Origin of the sequence: Flavobacterium sp. (assembly GCF_039930565.1) — a bacterium.
In the GTDB taxonomy this organism is placed as follows: Bacteria; Bacteroidota; Bacteroidia; order Flavobacteriales; family Flavobacteriaceae; genus Flavobacterium.
The window spans coordinates 19817-38260 of the sequence record NZ_JBDTTP010000040.1 but is presented as its reverse complement, the minus strand read 5'-3'; the positions used below and the strand labels follow the sequence as shown (position 1 = coordinate 38260).

Genomic DNA, 18444 nt, shown 5'->3' with positions numbered 1-18444 from the left:
CAAATTGCAGGAATGGATATTTATGGCAAAGCCGATGAAAAAGAAGCTATTGCAACAATTCACCGTTCATTTGAATTAGGAGGGAATTTTCTGGACACTGCAGATTTATACGGACCTTTGCATAACGAACGACTAATTGCAAAAGCCATTAAACACAATCGTAACAATTATAGGATTGCCACGAAATTTGGTTATGAAATCGATGATAATGAGCAATTGACCTGGAACTTTAACGGTAAAAAAGAGTATGTAAAAAAAGCAGTAGAACGTTCCCTGAAAAATTTAGGAACCGATTATATCGATTTATATTATTTACACCGACTTGATTCTAATACTCCAATCGAAGAAACCGTTCAGTCCATGGCTGATTTGGTAAAAGAAGGAAAAGTAGGTTATATCGGGTTATCTGAAGTTTCATCAGAAACAATTCGTAAAGCACATAAAATTCATCCTCTAACGGCTGTTCAGACTGAATATTCTTTATTCGAAAGAACAGTTGAAGAAGCCGGAATTTTAGATACTTTAAAAGAATTAGGAATTGGTTTTGTTGCTTATTCACCGTTAGGCAGAGGATTTATTTCAGGAGAAATCAAAAGTCCGGATGATTTTCCTGATAATGATTTCAGAAAAACTATTCCACGTTTCCAAGGAGAACAATTCTATAAAAATATTGAATTGGTAAACGAAATCAAAAAAATGGCAGAAAAGAAACATATTACTGCCTCACAATTAGCTCTTTCCTGGATTTCTTCTAAAAATATTTTAGCAATCCCGGGAACAAAACGTGTTAAATACGTAGAACAAAATATTGCTGCTGCGCAAATGGTTTTAACTCGGGAAGAAATAGACCATCTTGAAACTATCATTCCGCTTGGAACTCAAACCGGTGCGAGATATGACGCTGCTAATATGGCCGGAATCGATCAATAATTTACTAAACTAATTACACAGGAAAAGTTATCTTTACGGCAACTTTTCCTTTTATTTTTCTTTAATTATTTTATTATGAAAAAAGAAGTTCACACTCCTTATACCATTCATTCTATTTCAGAAATGCATTCGTTACTAAGAATTCCAAAACCCGAACACCCTTTGGTAAGTTTTGTTGATTTGAGCAAGATCACCTGTCATTTTGATGATAATGTAAAAAGCGTCGTATATTCTTTTTATACAGTCTGTATAAAAAAAGGCTTTACAGGAAAAATGAAATATGGTCAAAATTTTTATGATTTTGATGAAGGTGTAATGACTTTCATGTCACCCGGACAAGTGATCTCGACAGAAGTTGGTGTAGACAGCGCTGTTTATGGGGCAATGCTGGTCATTCATCCTGATTTTATTCAGAATTATGCTTTGGCAAAAAACATTAAAGACTACGGTTATTTTTCGTATGCTGTTAGTGAAGCCTTACATCTTTCTGAAAAGGAACAAATTATGATTACAGGTATTATGAAAAATATTGAGCAGGAATATTGCTCTTCGATTGATGCTTTTAGTCAGGATGTGATGGTTTCACATATTGAACTGCTCCTTAATTATTGTAACCGATTCTACAACCGACAATTTATTACCCGAAAAAATGAAAACAATACACTTTTAAGCAAATTAGAAATCCTTTTATCAGATTATTTTGAAAGTGAGAAAGTGCAAAAGTTAGGATTACCAACAGTAGCTTATCTCTCTGATGAACTGAATGTTTCACCGAATTATTTAAGTGATATGTTACGATCCTTAACTGGGCAAAGTACGCAACATCATATTCACAATAAAATAATAGAGAAAGCAAAAGAATTACTTACGACCACTTCACTAAGTGTAAGTGAAACCGCTTTTCAATTAGGTTTCGAATATCCACAGTCTTTTAATAAGTTATTCAAAAATAAAACTAGTGTTTCCCCTTTAGAATTCAGAAGTTCGTTTAATTAATTCTTCAAACGTTCATGAAGGATTTTAAAATAAGGAAAAGCCTTTAATAATCGGCTTCCGTGCCAGGAGAACATTTCACCGTCGACAAAAACAGTTTTGGCGTGATGGGTAAATCGGCCAATTTCGAAAGCGTATTGTTCTTTAAAGGGATAAGGTTCTGACGAAAGAAAAACAATATCCGGGTCGCCTTCAATACGCATTTTTTTCAGTTCAATTTCCGGATATCGGCCTTTGTCTTCGTAGATATTTTTAAAATGATTGAGTTTTAATAATTCATTGATATATGTGTCATTTCCGGCCACCATATAAGGGTCTTTCCAAATAAAATAAGCGGCTTTTTTTACAGGAATATTTGCAATATATCTTTTAAAATCGGTTAAAGCGAAAGCCAGTTTGTCGTTCCACTTTTGCGATTCTGTTCTGCAATTAAAAAGCTGGCCAAAGTCTGAAATCATCTGGAAGTTGTCTTCTATAAGAATAATATTCGTTACCCAAACCGGGCAGATTGCACTCAATTGCTCAACAATTTCCAGCGTGTTTTCTTCTTTATTGCAAATTATAATATCGGGCTGCAATAATTTTATCTTTTCGAAATGAATCTTTTTGGTACCACCAACTACTTTTTTGGTTGATATTAAATGATACGGATGCACACAAAACTTTGTGATTCCGATGATTTTTTCTTCTAAACCTAAATCATACAACAATTCGGTTTGTGATGGTACTAAAGAAATAATTCGTTTTGGAACTGTTTTAAAAGAATGTAAAGTACCAAGCTGATCTATAAATTGTTTCAAAAGAGAGTTTTTTTCGGGTTTAAAGTTTGAGGTTTTCTTAACGTAATTCCGGCAACTCGAAAATTAAGACCTGAAACTTTTTAAACGTAAGTAAACTTATTTATTAGCTATAATCAATGCCATTTCCTGTTGTACTTTTAAAGCTTCTTCCCTCGCCTTTTCTGCAAAGTCCGTTCCTTTTGAAGCGTAGATAATCGCTCTTGCAGAATTTACCAGTAAACCAATTTTATCATTCATTCCGTATTGGCATACTTCAGATAAACTTCCGCCCTGAGCGCCAATTCCCGGAACTAACAAGAAACTATCCGGAACAATTTTTCTGATTTCTGCAAAATATTCTGCTTTTGTTGCACCCACAACATACATTAAATTATGGCTATTTTTCCACGTTTTAGAAGTTTCTAAAACTTGTTTGTATAATTCTTTTCCGTTTACATTTAAAGTTTGAAAATCAAAAGCACCTTCGTTTGACGTTAAAGCTAACATTATTGTATGTTTGTTTTCGAAAGCCAGAAAAGGCTCAACAGAATCTTTTCCCATATAAGGCGCAACGGTCACACTATCAAAATTCAAATCTTCAAAAAAAGCTTTGGCATACATACTGGATGTATTTCCAATATCGCCGCGTTTTGCATCTGCAATTGTAAAAATTTCAGGAAATTTTTCGTTGATGTAATTAATAGTTTTTTGCAATGACACCCATCCTTTTATACCACATGCTTCAAAAAAAGCAGTATTGGGTTTGTATCCTACAGCCAAATCATGTGTAGCATCGATAATAGCTTTATTAAATTCGAAAATAGGATCTTCGGTTGCTAATAAATGAGGTGGAATTTTAGTTAAATCCGGATCCAGGCCAACGCATAAAAATGATTTTTTCTGAAGAATTTGTTTGTGTAGTTGTTCTGTAGTCATTCTTGTTTTTTTAGTTCTTTTCATCCAAAGAAAGCATTCTTTTTTAGAAAGTAGGCAAAAATAAAAAAAGCCATTCAAATAAGAATGGCTTTTTTTATTTTATATTTGATTTAGATTATAAATTACCTAAATAAATAATTTCTGTTCTTCTGTTTTCTGCTCTTCCTGCAGCTGTTTTGTTCGACTTAACAGGTTTTGTAGCTCCAAATCCCTGTGAAGATAAATTAGCAGGATTTACTCCTTTTTCAATCAAAGCATCCATAACCACTTTGGCTCTGGCTTCAGATAATTTTTGGTTGGCTTTTGCGTTACCTACATTATCTGTATGCCCATTAATTGCAAATTTAGCATTTGGATAATTTCTTAAAATTTCTTTGATAGCATCTAACCTTCCTGAAGTTTCTCCTTTGTTGGCATCACTTAAAGTAGCTTTACCAGTAACAAAGAAAATAGATTTAGCCTCTACCTGCAATTGTTTCAATGTCTCTTTTGTAACTTTAGGACAACCTTTGTTGTCAGCTGAACCCGCTACTAGCGGACATTCATCATCTTTATCTAAAACACCATCTTTGTCAGCATCTAAATCCGGACAACCTTTATTTTCTACTAAACCGGCAACATCAGGGCAGGCATCATCTTTATCCAGAACTGTATCTCCGTCAGTATCAGGCCATGGACATCCTTTATTTTCTAAAGGACCTGCGATTGATGGACAAGCATCAACATTATCCAATAATGTGTCTCCATCCGTATCTTTCCATGGACAACCTTTATTTTCTACCGGACCCGCAATTGAAGGACAAACATCATCTTTATCAAAAACTTTATCTCCATCAGTATCTGTCCAGGGACATCCGTTATTTTCAACAGGACCTGCTACTTTCGGACAAGAATCCTCCTTGTCTATAACACCGTCTTCGTCCCTGTCTTTAAATTTCTTTTGATAAACCGGGATCTTAATTCCAAGGTGAAAGTCTACAGCTTTAGATTCTTTTGAAACCAAATTACTTACTACAGAACCAGAACCAATAAAGAATGCTCCAACACGTAATCCTGATCCAACCTGCATTCCGCTATACTCCATCCAGGTCATTGGCACATAAAAACTAAACCATCTGCTTTCATAGCGAGGCGTTAAACTTACTCTGTCTGCAATACTGCTTCCATTTAATTTGGTATCACTAACCATACTGATATCCCCGTTAAGATTCAGATAAAATTTATTATACATGTTCCAGTCCACGTCAGCATGAATAGCAGTTGGCAAATTTGTTTTTATGCCTTTTGAGGTTGATACTTTCGTATAATTATCATTTAAGAAATCATATAGATTATCGGCATCATCAATCATTTGCTGTGTAACCGTACCATTTATATCATACGTATCCAGCTTTGAGTTTTTATAATTTATAGAACCTATGTCAGTAACAGACAATCCAAAACGCAATTTGTATTTGTTCAGATCCTTAAAGTCATTATCAACAGGTTTCGCATTATTCAAATCGTATTGATCATAATCCGGTCTCCATTCATATACAAGTCCCAGATCAAAACCAAAGCCTCTTGAACCACTATCAAATTTATATTCCTCATTAGCTTCCCAATCCTGACTGGCGCCAATGGTAATCTGACCGCTAGTAGTTAAAGCTCCATTTTCGGGATTAATCAAATCTTCCTGAAAATCTACTTCTACATTTTTTGCCTGGATATAACCGTTAGTTCCACCTTGCAGGTACTTTGCAGTTAAACCTCCTTTTAAAAAATGCTGATTATTTTGATATAAAACTGCAGCATATGAAATCCCTAATTCACCCCATGTGTTGGAAGCACCATTTGGACTTCCTGCATTTAGATTAAAATCATCGGATTGATCCAGACCTTCTTTTACCTGATCTATCAAGTTTCCATTAATACTCCTTAAATTAGTAAGAGATCTTGCTCTTGTAAAAACTGCCAAAGTATGTTTTGGTGCAATATTAAACATAAATGACGGACCCATAATGTCAAAATTCAGAATACCATTATTATTGAATGATGGCTTAAATTTAGCCTCATTATCAAAATCATATCCATCTTTATATACGTCAAAAATTTTCACGCCATATAAATCGTTTCCTACTGATCCGCTAACTGAAAATAAGTTGATATCCGTTTTAAATCTTGAGTCTGCTATAGATGCAGGATTAAAAAGTACACTTTGTACACCGGCGTAATTATCATGGAAATAACCTATATAAGACTGCGCCTTAGCCGTTATTGAGATCATTAAAATTAATACAATAAGTAATGTTTTTTTCATTCAGTTAATTTTTTAATTTATAATTCAAAATTTATATAAACTCCACAAAACTACAACAATTGATTTATAATTACTCATAAAAACATTGAATTCTATAACATCTTTCATAAATTATGTAAACAAAAAAAGTTCATTCTTTTTAAATTTGAATTCAATCAAACATATATTAAATTATGACCCCAAATATCGGAATTGCTCCAAAAAATTTAAAAAAAAGCACCAATATATTAGCCACCGTATTATCAAATGAAATGACATTGTATGTTAAAACCAGAAAATTTCATTGGAATATATCAGGTAATAGCTTTATGGAATTACATAAATTATTTGAAGATCAATACCGAATTCTCGAAAATAATATTGATGAAGTAGCGGAGCGAATCAGCCAGCTTGGAGAAAAAACTATTGGGACTATGACTGAATTTATTGAAAATTCAACACTCAAAGAATCTCCTAAGCAATATGTTTCCCAAAAAAATATGCTTGAAGAGCTTTTACAAGACCATGAACAGCTCATAACAGAATTCAGAGATTACATTCCGGTTTTTGATGATGAAAGCCATGATGCAGGATCTGCTGATTTTGTTACAGGTTTACTGCAGCAACACGAGAAAATGGCATGGATCTTAAGAAGATATCTCGATTAAAACTACTGTTAATTATATAATATTTCAACAGATGTATATAACCAATTTTATTTAATTAATCGGAAATTTACATCTAACAAAAAAAAGAAATATTATGAATACTACTGAAATAAAAGGAAACTGGAACGAGCTGAAAGGAAAATTGAAACAAAAATTTGCTGATTTGACTGATGACGATTTAATGTTTGCCGAAGGAAAAGAAGACGAAATGTACGGAAAGCTTCAGCAAAAATTAGGAAAGACAAAAGAAGAATTACATCAAATTATGTCAGATTTGTAAATTCTCTCAAATTTTACCAGTATACCGCCTAATTTAATTAGGCGGTATTTTTTTTGATTTTCAAACATTAAACAATTCAGTAAATTAAAACCGAACATTAAATTAAAAAACAAAAAATAAATTAATTATCTTTAGCCATATTTTTAAAAAATGAAACTATTTATAAAATTTGATATAAACACGATTTGTTCTCTTTATCTTAAAGAAAAACTGGATGAACAAAATTTAAATTATTCTACTTTAGGATTTGGAGAAATTGAATTAGAGGAAAACCTAAATATTGATGCATTAGAAGAGCTTAAAAAAAATTTAAATCCTTTTGGTTTTGAAGTTGTCGAAAATCAAAAAAGTGTTTTAGTTCAAAAAATAAAAGATGCTATAATTGAATTGGTCTATACTGATGATAATAACAACTTTAAAAGTTCAGCTTATTTAGCTGATAAATTAAATCATAGTTACGGTTATTTATCTAATGTGTTTTCTGAAGTAACCTATTCATCAATTGAAAACTTTATAATTATACAAAAAATTGAAAGAGCAAAACAGTTGATGCTTATAAACGAAATGAGCTTAACCGAAATTGCTTTTTTACTTAATTATTCCAGCGTTGCACATTTAAGTACACAATTTAAAAATACAACCGGAATAACTCCTTCAGCATTTTTGAGAATTATTAAAAAAAGAAGAGAAAATTTAAAATAAACCCAAATACCTTATATCAATGCAAAGAAACGCATTACATATTTTATTAGCCGATGACGATGAAGATGATCGTCTTTTTTTTAAAGATGCTTTTGAAGAAGTAAAAGTACAAACCAAAGTTGAATTTGTTTTTGATGGTTTACAATTAATGGAACATTTAATGAATCCTGATACAAAATTACCTGATATTTTGTTTCTGGATTTAAATATGCCTAAAAAAACGGGTAAAGAATGTTTGATTGAAATTAAAAAAACTGATCGTCTTAAAAATTTAATTATTGCCATTTATTCTACATCTTCATCAGATGAGGATATTGAGGATACTTTTATCCATGGAGCTAATATCTACATTAAAAAACCAAGTGATTTCAATGCCCTGAAAAAAATCATTAATGAAGTAATAACCTTAAACTGGCACTATCATACTTCAGGTTTAAACAGAGATAATTTCCTGTTGAGCCTAAAATAATTTGATTTATAATGAAATGGATGCCTAATTTTAATTCTTCAGGATCATTGAGGGTTATTTTTATAATAGCTATTTTCATTTTATTGTTTCTTTCATCAATTGCTTACAGACACAATCAGGATTTAAACGACTCCAGTAAGTTAGTAATGCATACTTATGAAATTAATATCCAGTTAGAACAACTGATGTCGGCAATAAAAGATGCTGAAACGGGTCAGCGTGGCTACATGATCACCCGAAACAGCCGTTTCCTAACTCCTTATCTTTTTTCCAGGGATAAGGTAAACACTTCTTTTATTGCCTTAAAAAAATTAACGGAAAATAATCCTGAACAAAAGAAAAATCTTAAAAAATTATTCAAATTAATTCTTCAGCGTTATGTTTCATTTGAAAATTGCCTAAAATACAGTGACCCCAAGACATACGACAAACGAAAATTGGACAATCACATGTTTGGTGGTCGAATTTTAATGGAAAACATTCGTTTTCAGGCAAATGAAATGAATGATATCGAAAAGCAAATATTAGAAGAAAGACTAAAAAAATATGATGAAGAAATTTCCCTTAGTCCCTTTTTCTCTATTTCTCTTTTTTTAGCAGCATTAATTTTTATTCTACTTGCTTATAGACAAATCAGCCGTGATCTTGAAAGTTTAAAATCCTATAATAAAAAACTTTTAATTTCGTCCCGCCTTATGGCAGAATCTGAAATTATTGGAAAATTTAGTACCTGGCAATGGGATTTGGATGCCGATAAAATTGATTACTCAGACAATCAGTATCGTTTGCTGGGACTTGAACCGAAATCTTTTATTCCTACTAAGGAAATTTTTTTAGAATTTGTGCATCCTGAAGACAGATCAGCTATTGAAAAATCTATTCAGGGAATTATTGATAATAAGCGACTGCCTTTTATTTACTACAAGGTAATCCGCAGGGATAAGCAGGTACGCCATTTTAAATCTACCGGAAAACTTTTAATTGATAACCAGGGAAGCAAAATTTTGCTTGGAATTAATTTTGACATTACTGATGAACATTTATTAAATATAAAACTTCAGGAACGCAATAATGAACTTGAAAAAAGCAACCAGGAATTAGCTTCTTTTAACCACGTTGCCAGTCACGATTTACAAGAGCCATTACGAAAAATACAAACTTTTATTTCAAGAGTTTCTGATGCTGACCGTGCTGTAATCTCAGACAGCGCCAAGGAATACATTACAAAAATTGAAGCTTCCGCCAAAAGAATGCGGGTTTTAATTGATGATTTATTACTGTTTTCAAGGACAAATACTACCAAAAAAGAATTTATCAAATCAGATCTAAATCATTTGTTTGAAAATGCAATAGCAGAATTAGCCGAAGTTATTGAAGATCAAAAAGCTAAAATAACTGTTTCTAAACTACCCAAACTATCTGTAATACCTTATCAGATAGAACAGCTTTTTATTAATTTAATAGGTAACTCTTTAAAATACAGTCAGCCTGATTTACAGCCTGAAATAAACATTGAATCTGAAAAAGTTTTATCTGCTGATTATCCTGAATTATTAGATCAGTCTATAACAAAGTATCATAAAATTACTTTTAAAGATAACGGAATGGGATTTGATCCTCAGTTCAAAGAAACGATTTTCGTGCTTTTTCAACGTTTGCATTCAAAAACAGATTATCCCGGAACCGGTATCGGCCTTTCTATTTGCAAAAAAATAGTAGAAAACCATAAAGGGTATATTATTGCTGATAGCTCTATAAATATAGGGACTATATTTACAGTATATCTTCCTAAATAAAACATCCAAAACACCTTATTTAACGTTATATAAATCCATTATGGGAATTATATAACGTTTCTTTTTTATGCTGTAAAGAAAAACTTATGGTTGCTTAGCATCTTTGTAATGTAGTAATCAAGTACTAATTAAAAATGCCTTTCTCTAAAAATATCATTTTTAAAAGCAGGTTTTATAGTGATAATATTAGGTTCTTTTTTATCCTGTAAAAAGAATGAACCGATTGAAAAAGGAAGTAATTTAAAAAACGTTCTTATAAATAAGCAAAGAGGAAATAGATACATTTTATTGCAGAATCAAATGTAACGAAATCAATTGTTGTAAAAGTCAGTTGGCTCAACATAGGTTAAAAAACACAGTAAGGGAAATTAGCAAAGTAATAGAAAATAATTAAAATCTGTTATTTAAGGATGTCAATAAAGAAACCTTAAAAAATTGATTATGACTACTGAAGTGAATTCAACCGTTGAAATAATGATTCAGAAATTGATCGATACTGCCGATGTAAATTTTAATAAAGCCTACATCGATTTGAGGATAAATCTTTATCTGAGCAAATCAAATGATTTGAATCTATTTCTAAAAAAACACAAGATACGTCGATTTTAAATTTAGTGCTTTTTTATTTACCAAAATAATTATGAGCTTTTAAGACAAGCAAAAAATCAAACAAATTTATTATCAATTATTAATTAAAATTTTAACATTATGAAATCAAATTTTTTATACGCCTTAACCCTATTTATGACCGCAACATTTGGAATGCTGCACGCTCAGGAAAATGTTACTACTGAGTTCGGTATTAAAGGAGGATTAAACATGTCAAATTTATATACTGACGATGCAGATGATGAAAACGTATTATTCGGATTCAATGCCGGAGCTTATGCTACTTTACCTGTATCTGATTTTGTTGCAATACAACCAGAGCTATTATTCACTACAAGAGGTTCAGAATTAGAATATAATAATGTACTAGCTCAGGGAAATGTAAAATTAAAATTAAATTATATTGAACTTCCTTTATTAGTAAGAGTAAATATTACTAAAAACTTCAATATACATGCTGGTGGTTATGCCTCTTATATGGTTAGCGCAAAATCGACAGGCGATGGAGATTTCGAATTTGAAGATCAATATGATACTGATGACTTCAACAAGTTTGATGCAGGATTAGCTGGTGGTATTGGAGTAGATTTCAGCCCGTTAAGTGTAGGATTACGTTATAACTACGGATTGACAACTATTGTAAAAGATGGAGATGATTCATCTGATTTAAAAAACAGCAACTTGAGTTTATACCTATCATACAAATTAAATTAATTAATATTAACCATAAATAAATAATAACACCATGTCAAATTTATTATACACAATCGCAGTTATTCTTGTCATTCTTTGGGCTTTAGGGTTCTTTGTATACAGTGCAGGAAGCATCATTCACATTTTATTAGTAATTGCTGTTATCGCAATAATATTCAGACTTATTAAAGGACGTGAAATTTAAGAATATAAAAAAACAAGCAAAATTATATTAATCTATTAAATCAAATATTATGAAAACAAGTAACACAATTTTAGGGATTTTAGGAGCTGCAGCTGCAGGAGCATTTTTAGGAGTTTTATTTGCACCGGAAAAAGGTTCAGAAACAAGAAAAAAAATCAAGGATAAGTCAAAAGATTATGGTGATAACCTAAAAGGAAAAGTAGATGGTATCATAGGTTCGTTAAGTACTAGCGGAAAAGATATTATTGAAGAAGGTAAAGCCAAATTCAATCAGGTTAAAGACGAGTTTAATGCTGCTAAAGATGAAGCTAAAACTGTAAAGAATAACTATTAAAAAGTGAAATTTTTAATTCTAAATAATACCCACTATCATGGAAACTAATGCAACAACAAACGAAAACATCTTTGAAAAAGCTGAAAACTATACCAGAACGAGTTTAGAATTAGTTAAACTCAGAACAGTATCTGCATCAGCAGATGTACTTTCAACAATTACATCACGAATAGCTGTTGGCGCTGTTGTTGCATTTTTTACCTTGTTTCTGAATATTGGAATAAGTTTATGGATTGGAAAAGAACTTGGCGAATATTATTACGGGTTTTTTATACTGGCATTATTTTATCTGATTGTTGCTATTGTATTGCATACTTTTCAACACTCACTTATTAAAACTCCAATTGGAAACATGATTATATCGAGTATTTTAAAAGACAGCAAATCTGATTCTAACGAAACTGATCAAATACAAAATTAACTGCTATGGAAACAAGTATGAAAAAAAGCGTTTTTGATGTAGACCGATTAAATCAGATGATTCGTGAAACAAAAATTCAACAGGATCTGGATTGGATTGCGATAAAAGATGAAATTACGGAGATTAAAGAGAACATACAGCCTCTTAATTTAATTAGAAACACCGTAGAAGAAATCAACGAAGCCGTAGGTTTTAAAAGTGATATTGCCCAATCAGCTGTTAGTATTGGAATAGGTTATCTGGCAAAGAAATTAGTAGTTGGAAAAACTGATTCGACATTTAAGAACATCTTCGGATCAATAATACAGCTGGCGGTCACTACGTTAGTTGCCAAACCACAACATCATCAATCAACACAACAAGAATCAACGCAACAACAAAATACATGGGATGAGTAATTGTCTAAACTAAATTAGAAATATTATGGAAAAGCTAAACGAAATAATAATAAAAAATGGTGTGCACATTTACTCTAATTTCTATAAATGTTTTGAATTCACAAGAGTATTTTTAGGTATCTAACTCGTTTATACGTTATATTTAACAAACAACGGTTAAACAGTTAATACTTCACTATAAATTCTAATTGATGAAATTAGAGCCTTATGAAAAAGCAAAGTTTGCATTCGCCGACTTTGCTTTTTTTGCATTTAAAAGCCGGACTTAATCTTAAGTCCGGCTTTTTCTATAAATGCTATTTATTTAGTTTAGTGAATTTAAAACACTTCAGAAGCTTCCTTCAATTTCTCCATGTTATTCACCAACTGAAGCTCAGCTACAATTTTCTGAATATCACCATTCATAATGTTTCCTAAATCGTATAAAGTCAAACCAACTCTGTGATCTGTTACACGACCCTGTGCGTAATTATACGTACGAATCTTAGCCGAACGGTCACCAGAACTTACCTGAGAAGTACGTTTTGTAGCATCTTCAGCTTCTTTCTTGGCCAATTCCTGTTCGTATAAACGGGAACGTAAAACGCCTAATGCTTTATCTTTATTTTTGTGCTGTGATTTCTGGTCCTGACATTGCGCCACCAATCCGGTTGGAATGTGTGTTAATCGTACAGCAGATTTCGTAGTATTTACCGATTGTCCCCCAGGTCCTGATGAACAGAAGAAATCAACACGAACATCGTTCATATCAATCTGTACATCAAACTCTTCCGCTTCCGGTAAAACCATTACCGTAGCTGCAGATGTATGCACACGACCCTGCGTTTCTGTCTGAGGAACACGCTGAACACGGTGAACACCCGCTTCAAACTTCAAAGTTCCGTAAACATCTTCTCCCGTAACTTCAAAAATAACCTCTTTAAAACCTCCCGAAGTTCCTTCGTTCATATCCACAACCGAAGTTCTCCAGCCTTGATTTTCACAATATTTAGTATACATCCTGAACAAATCACCGGCAAAAATACTCGCTTCATCCCCACCCGTTCCGGCACGAATCTCGACCATCACGTTTTTAGCATCTTCAGGATCTTTAGGAATCAACATAAATTTGATTTCTTCCTCCAGTTCCGGCAATCTTTCTTTTGCTTCATCCAATTGCATTTTGGCCATTTCGGTCATATCTGCATCACTTCCATCAGCAATAATTTCGTTTGCCTCGTCTATATTAGCCATCAAAAGCACGTACTCATCACGCTTCTCCGCCAATGCTTTCAGGTTTTTGTACTCTTGATTCAATTGCACATAACGTTTCTGATCAGAAATAACATCCGGCTGGATAATCAAATCCGAAATCTCGTCAAAACGTTGTTTTACTATTTGAAGTCTATCTAACATTTTCTTAATCCTTTTATTGGAGTGCAAATTTACGAAAAATAGTTGATAGTTAAAAGTTGTCGTTGCTGGTTTTTTCAGGAGCTGTTTCCTGCTATCCGCTATATCTTTTTTGACAGATTGTTTACGTTTGAATTGGATATTTTACATTTGCCAAAAAAGGATGCCGCTTCTATCAGGGCTAGTGCAATTGTTTTTACAAGAAATATTTACAATTTCGAATTTCCTTTCATGTAAAAATCAGGTATTTTTACTTGGTTACTAATTTAAATAAAAGACGATGTTTGTTTTGTAAAAGCATTTATGATTTTGCGTAAAAGCTTTTAGATTATATTGTGTACAATCTTTACGGGTGATGATTGGCAATCGTCAATACGTGTTTTTTCAGAAATATTTCTATATTAGCATCCTACTAAAGTTTTACTTTTATCAGACTTATCTACCCCAATTAAGGCAGATAAACCTAGTTTTATCAGACTTATATATTAGTTAACTGCCATTTTACCCAAAAAAAGCATATGAAAATTAGAAATTCAATATTTATATTATTTGCAATATTTTTAGTTTCCTGCAAAAAAGAAATTATAAAGCCAAAAATAGAATATAATCAAAAGGCTAATCAACTTATACAACAACTAATTTCAGAAGAAAATTGTGGATGCATATTAGAAATTCCAAAAGAAAGTTTAATTGAAATACAAAAACTTGAAAACCCAAATTCTAACTTTGAAAAAATTTATATTAGAAAACTTTCACTGCAAAACAGAAACGAGCTTGATAGTTTAGATAAACTTTCTAAAAATTTCAAATTTGAAGAAAAATATTTAAAGAAAAATAATATAAAACTAATCAAGAGAAGTTCGATTCGTGAACTCGAAAAAGGCGTTACCTTTTTTTCGAAAACTTGTAGAAACAGTTTTAAATATTTTATAAAACCAATTTTCAACAAAGAATTTAACAAAGCAATAATAAATTATGGTAGCGTAGGTTTACACGGGGAATTAGGAATGAAATTTTTTGAATATAAAAATAATAAATGGATGATAAAAAACGGCAGTTAACACTTGCTAAAAGAGATTTGGGCAATTGGCTTAATTTGAAAATGGTCTTGTATTTGGGAAGTTTAGGCAAATCCGAAAATAAGGCTTAATTTAACCCCAAACCTCGTGTAGCGGCAGGAAGTCAGGCTGTGAAAAAACTAAGTCAAAAAGAGAAGATATTCGGATACCTGTCGGAGAAAAATTTCATACAGCCGATTCTCAGGAGGTATTTTTGAGTTTATTCACAGACTGATGTTAGCAAACATTCTACTATGACGATGACGTATAAAATTTACAATGGAACTTTAGATGATGGTGAATATCCCGCTGTTCTATATAAATATAGAGATTGGAATAAAGATTATCATGATCGATATATTAAGAATCGTGAAATATATATGGCCCCAGCAAGTTCATTTGATGATGAAAATGATTGTAAAATTCCTATCAGATACGATTTATTGAATAATAAGCAAACTATCGATTTTGCAGTTCGATTATCGAAACTGGAAAATCCAGAGTTTACCCGCCAAAAACATAGAAAAGATGCAAGGGATTGGGCAAAGCAAAAACTTCTTAAAAATAAAAAAATTTATGATGATTTTCAAGAACGTTATTTTAATGAAGTTGATCAAAGACGAGGCATTCTTTGTGTAACTGAATTTCCGTGTCTTGAAAGAATGTGGAATGAATATGCGAATAACTCAACTGGATTTTGTGTAGGCTATAATTCAAGAATAATGTTTGAATTTTTAGGCGGTGGCGGAAAAGTTACTTACGATGATTTACCAATCATTTTGCCAGAACCTATAATGCAACATTATGAAATTAAGAGTAAACAGATATTTTCTAAAGAAAAGAAATGGGATCATGAAAATGAATATAGAACACATACTTTTTATGAAGAACCAGCAACTAGAGAAATGAGACAAATTGAACTTCCTAAAGAAGCATTTAATAAAATAATTTTAGGTAAAAATATTAGCGAAAAAGATAAAAAGGAAATAATCGAAGTAGTTAGAGATAAAATTGGTAACATTCCAATTGAAGAATACAAGAACGTTTGCTAACACTTGCTACAAGAGATTTGGGCATCTGGCTTAATTTAAAAATGGTCTTGTATTTAGGAAGTTTAGGCAAATCCGAAAATAAGTCTTAATTTAATCCCAAACCTCTTGTAGCAAGGAAACGTAGCAAACATTTTAAAAAATCGAGACGAATTCAAAATGTAAATAAAACATTGTAACCATGAAAAAATTATTGTTCCGTTTAACTTTATTGATGACATTATCTACTTACTCACAAAATTCTAAAATCAAATTTGGATTTCAAGGAGGGCTTAATTACTCAAATTTTAGAGGTTATACAATTCCTTCTTCTTTTAATCAATTTTATTCAGAAAGTCCAGCATTTGCGTATCTTTTTGGTGTTAATTTTGAATATAAAATTCAAGGAAAATTAGGATTGAAATTGGAACTTAATTATGAAAGAAAAAGTCAGAAAGCAGATCAATCAATTGAGCTTAGAGAAAATTTTGATGATCCATCTCAAATATATAATTTCACTTCTAGAAAGAATTATGATTATTTAATTTTGCCAATATTATTAAAATACAATTTTACTAACAAAAATAGTTTTTATTTAAATGGCGGACCATTTATCGGATATTTATTAAAGTCGAAAATTACAAATGATCTTAATGCTCCAGGAATAAATTCTGATGATGTTGATACAACTAAAGATAATAAAAAAACTGATGTTGGAATTTCATTAGGTTTAGGTAAGAACTTTGATTTAGGTGAAAATAAAACTATTAATGTTGAAATTCGAGAAAATTTAGGTTTGGCAAATACTAACAAAAAACCTCTTTGGAATGGTGGAAATGCAAAAACTAATTCGATAAATTTGATAGTTGGAATATCTTTCAATTAAAAAAACGTTTGCGATAGGATTATTTTCGTTACCGATTTTTAATACATTTAGAATATGGCTTTCGCTGTTGTTTTGTTTACTAATCGTTTTGATTTTATTAATTCCTATGTTTATTAAGAAGAATTTCATAACAATTGTAAATAATAATCAAGTAGCTTAATACAGGTAGCAATGGAAATTGAAAACTGTAAACTAAAACAGAAGCATGAAAAACTTGCCGTTAAAACGAAATTTCGATAAAACAACCCCGCATAAGAGTCGTTACAGGAGATTTGTGTATTAGGATAAATTAAATATGGTTTTGTGCTTGAAAAATTTGTACTTAACCGAAAATAACGCATCTTTAATCCCAAACCTCGCTTATTTACGGGACTTTATACCGAATTTAGTCCGGCACAAAACAACAAACTGAAAACAATTTATGTTTCGACACAAAGGAAAGGAAAGAACACTAAAACACAATTTAAGAATCGCTTCATTACTTTCATTTGTAGCGGGAATTGTAAATGTTGCAGGTTTTCTAGCAGTCCAACGCCTAACAACAAATGTAACAGGACACTTTGCCCTGTTCGTGGACGAAATCTTTAAACTTAACTTTTGGCAAGGGTTTATTTATTTCTCATACATTTTCTTTTTCTTCTTAGGCTCTTTTGTATCAAATGTATTAGTCGAAATGGTATCTAAGATAAATGATACTTTAATTTATATAATTCCTATAATAATTGAAAGTATTATTCTTTTTTCTGTTGCAATATTTGGACAATTTTTAATTTTAGAACATCCCGATCTTTTAGCATTTTGTTTACTGTTTGCGATGGGCTTACAAAATTCATTAGTAACGACAATTTCAAACGCTACTGTCAGAACAACACATTTAACAGGTTTATTTACAGACTTAGGAATAGAATTATCTCAATTGTTTTTTTACAAGGAGAAGGAGCAAAAAGATAAACTTTTCTCTTCAATAAAGTTACGTTTGACCATTATCAGCTTTTTCTTTTTAGGCGGACTTCTGGGAGGTATCTTTTATTCGAAAATACAGCTATATGTTGTTGCAATCGCAGCAATAATTTTATTAATTGGAATAATCTATGATGACTTGAAAATGAAATTAATGGCCCAAAATCGAATTATAGAGCAGAATAAAAACGGCATATGACACATGATGGCTGTTTTAAGGCAGAATCACATACACATCAGCTCCGCAAAGTCTCCCGACTTTGCGTTTTTTTTTAATGTTCTTAGTAAACGTAAAGACAATAAGTCTCCGGACTTTTTTCGTCAACTTTTTAAAGACCTTCTAATATCATTAGTCAAGCATAAAATACTGAATTTACCAGGATATTATAAAGCTACTTGCAAAGATGCTTCCTTCGTTAGCAGGACAAAACAGATGAAATGACAGAGTACATTAGACATTTTTTTAATACAATCTTTCTCCTATCGAAAGAGGATATCTCCACAACTACTTCCATAATTCAAATCAGAAATAAATTACTTTAAAAGAAAAACAAATTCTACTACAATAGTACTTTACGTATTAATTTATATATTTGATAATTACCAAAACTGATCTTTAATTATTTTTT

General features: G+C 31.5%; 20 protein-coding genes. 16 read left to right on the top strand and 4 right to left on the bottom strand.

Annotated elements, in window-relative coordinates; all coding sequences use genetic code 11:
* Positions 1-930: aldo/keto reductase (locus tag ABI657_RS11365; RefSeq protein ID WP_348097378.1), on the top strand; the 930-nt coding region annotated here is incomplete at its 5' end.
* Positions 931-1005: 75 nt separating this feature from the next.
* A complete protein-coding gene (locus tag ABI657_RS11360) occupies positions 1006-1926 on the top strand; it encodes a helix-turn-helix domain-containing protein (protein WP_348097377.1) in 921 nt (306 codons plus the stop codon).
* Here ABI657_RS11360 and ABI657_RS11355 read toward each other — a convergent pair.
* The 3 genes from ABI657_RS11355 to ABI657_RS11345 form a co-directional block, all read right to left on the bottom strand.
* The gene (locus ABI657_RS11355; protein ID WP_348097376.1) at positions 1923-2723 is read right to left on the bottom strand and encodes a helical backbone metal receptor; all 801 of its coding nucleotides are present in this window, start codon (positions 2721-2723) and stop codon (positions 1923-1925) included. The genes ABI657_RS11360 and ABI657_RS11355 overlap by 4 nt on opposite strands.
* Before the next feature lie 96 nt (positions 2724-2819).
* Positions 2820-3638 (bottom strand): orotidine-5'-phosphate decarboxylase, encoded by an 819-nt coding sequence (pyrF, locus tag ABI657_RS11350; protein ID WP_348097375.1) that lies wholly within the window; start codon positions 3636-3638, stop codon positions 2820-2822.
* A gap of 115 nt (positions 3639-3753) precedes the next feature.
* Positions 3754-5937: a DUF5723 family protein gene (locus ABI657_RS11345; RefSeq protein WP_348097374.1), complete on the bottom strand. Its 2184-nt coding sequence runs from the start codon at positions 5935-5937 to the stop codon at positions 3754-3756.
* A 173-nt stretch (positions 5938-6110) separates the two neighbouring features.
* Between ABI657_RS11345 and ABI657_RS11340 the strand changes: the two genes are divergently transcribed.
* From ABI657_RS11340 to ABI657_RS11295, 10 genes are all read left to right on the top strand, one after another.
* Positions 6111-6584, top strand: coding sequence for a DNA starvation/stationary phase protection protein (locus tag ABI657_RS11340; RefSeq protein ID WP_348097373.1), 474 nt, complete (start codon positions 6111-6113; stop codon positions 6582-6584).
* Between the two features lie 94 nt (positions 6585-6678).
* Positions 6679-6864, top strand: coding sequence for a CsbD family protein (locus ABI657_RS11335; RefSeq protein WP_348097372.1), 186 nt, complete (start codon positions 6679-6681; stop codon positions 6862-6864).
* A gap of 150 nt (positions 6865-7014) precedes the next feature.
* Positions 7015-7566 carry an AraC family transcriptional regulator gene (locus ABI657_RS11330; RefSeq protein WP_348097371.1) on the top strand — a complete coding sequence of 184 codons (552 nt, stop codon included), beginning with the start codon at positions 7015-7017 and terminating at the stop codon, positions 7564-7566.
* A gap of 19 nt (positions 7567-7585) precedes the next feature.
* On the top strand, positions 7586-8035 hold the full coding sequence (locus ABI657_RS11325; RefSeq protein ID WP_348097370.1) for a response regulator: 450 nt from the start codon (positions 7586-7588) through the stop codon (positions 8033-8035).
* 11 nt (positions 8036-8046) lie between these two features.
* A complete protein-coding gene (locus ABI657_RS11320; protein WP_348097369.1) occupies positions 8047-9831 on the top strand; it encodes a CHASE3 domain-containing protein in 1785 nt (594 codons plus the stop codon).
* Between the two features lie 708 nt (positions 9832-10539).
* Positions 10540-11154 carry a porin family protein gene (locus tag ABI657_RS11315; RefSeq protein ID WP_348097368.1) on the top strand — a complete coding sequence of 205 codons (615 nt, stop codon included), beginning with the start codon at positions 10540-10542 and terminating at the stop codon, positions 11152-11154.
* A gap of 31 nt (positions 11155-11185) precedes the next feature.
* On the top strand, positions 11186-11338 hold the full coding sequence (locus ABI657_RS11310) for a lmo0937 family membrane protein (protein WP_348097367.1): 153 nt from the start codon (positions 11186-11188) through the stop codon (positions 11336-11338).
* 49 nt (positions 11339-11387) lie between these two features.
* Complete coding sequence (locus ABI657_RS11305) at positions 11388-11672, top strand: YtxH domain-containing protein (RefSeq protein ID WP_348097366.1); 285 nt, start codon at positions 11388-11390, stop codon at positions 11670-11672.
* A 37-nt stretch (positions 11673-11709) separates the two neighbouring features.
* Positions 11710-12093, top strand: a complete 384-nt coding sequence (locus tag ABI657_RS11300) for a phage holin family protein (RefSeq protein ID WP_348097365.1) — start codon at positions 11710-11712, stop codon at positions 12091-12093.
* 5 nt (positions 12094-12098) lie between these two features.
* On the top strand, positions 12099-12491 hold the full coding sequence (locus tag ABI657_RS11295; RefSeq protein WP_348097364.1) for a hypothetical protein: 393 nt from the start codon (positions 12099-12101) through the stop codon (positions 12489-12491).
* A 318-nt stretch (positions 12492-12809) separates the two neighbouring features.
* Here ABI657_RS11295 and prfA read toward each other — a convergent pair whose 3' ends face one another.
* Positions 12810-13886: a peptide chain release factor 1 gene (prfA, locus tag ABI657_RS11290; protein WP_348097363.1), complete on the bottom strand. Its 1077-nt coding sequence runs from the start codon at positions 13884-13886 to the stop codon at positions 12810-12812.
* Between the two features lie 515 nt (positions 13887-14401).
* On the opposite strand from prfA, the gene ABI657_RS11285 reads away from it, so the two are divergent.
* The 4 genes from ABI657_RS11285 to ABI657_RS11270 all read left to right on the top strand — a co-directional run bounded on the left by ABI657_RS11285 (position 14402) and on the right by ABI657_RS11270 (position 18014).
* Positions 14402-14944: a hypothetical protein gene (locus ABI657_RS11285; RefSeq protein ID WP_348097362.1), complete on the top strand. Its 543-nt coding sequence runs from the start codon at positions 14402-14404 to the stop codon at positions 14942-14944.
* A gap of 251 nt (positions 14945-15195) precedes the next feature.
* Positions 15196-15993, top strand: a complete 798-nt coding sequence (locus tag ABI657_RS11280; RefSeq protein ID WP_348097361.1) for a DUF2971 domain-containing protein — start codon at positions 15196-15198, stop codon at positions 15991-15993.
* A gap of 178 nt (positions 15994-16171) precedes the next feature.
* Complete coding sequence (locus ABI657_RS11275) at positions 16172-16855, top strand: porin family protein (RefSeq protein WP_348097360.1); 684 nt, start codon at positions 16172-16174, stop codon at positions 16853-16855.
* 421 nt (positions 16856-17276) lie between these two features.
* Positions 17277-18014 carry a YoaK family protein gene (locus tag ABI657_RS11270; RefSeq protein WP_348097359.1) on the top strand — a complete coding sequence of 246 codons (738 nt, stop codon included), beginning with the start codon at positions 17277-17279 and terminating at the stop codon, positions 18012-18014.
* Positions 18015-18444 lie beyond the last annotated feature (430 nt).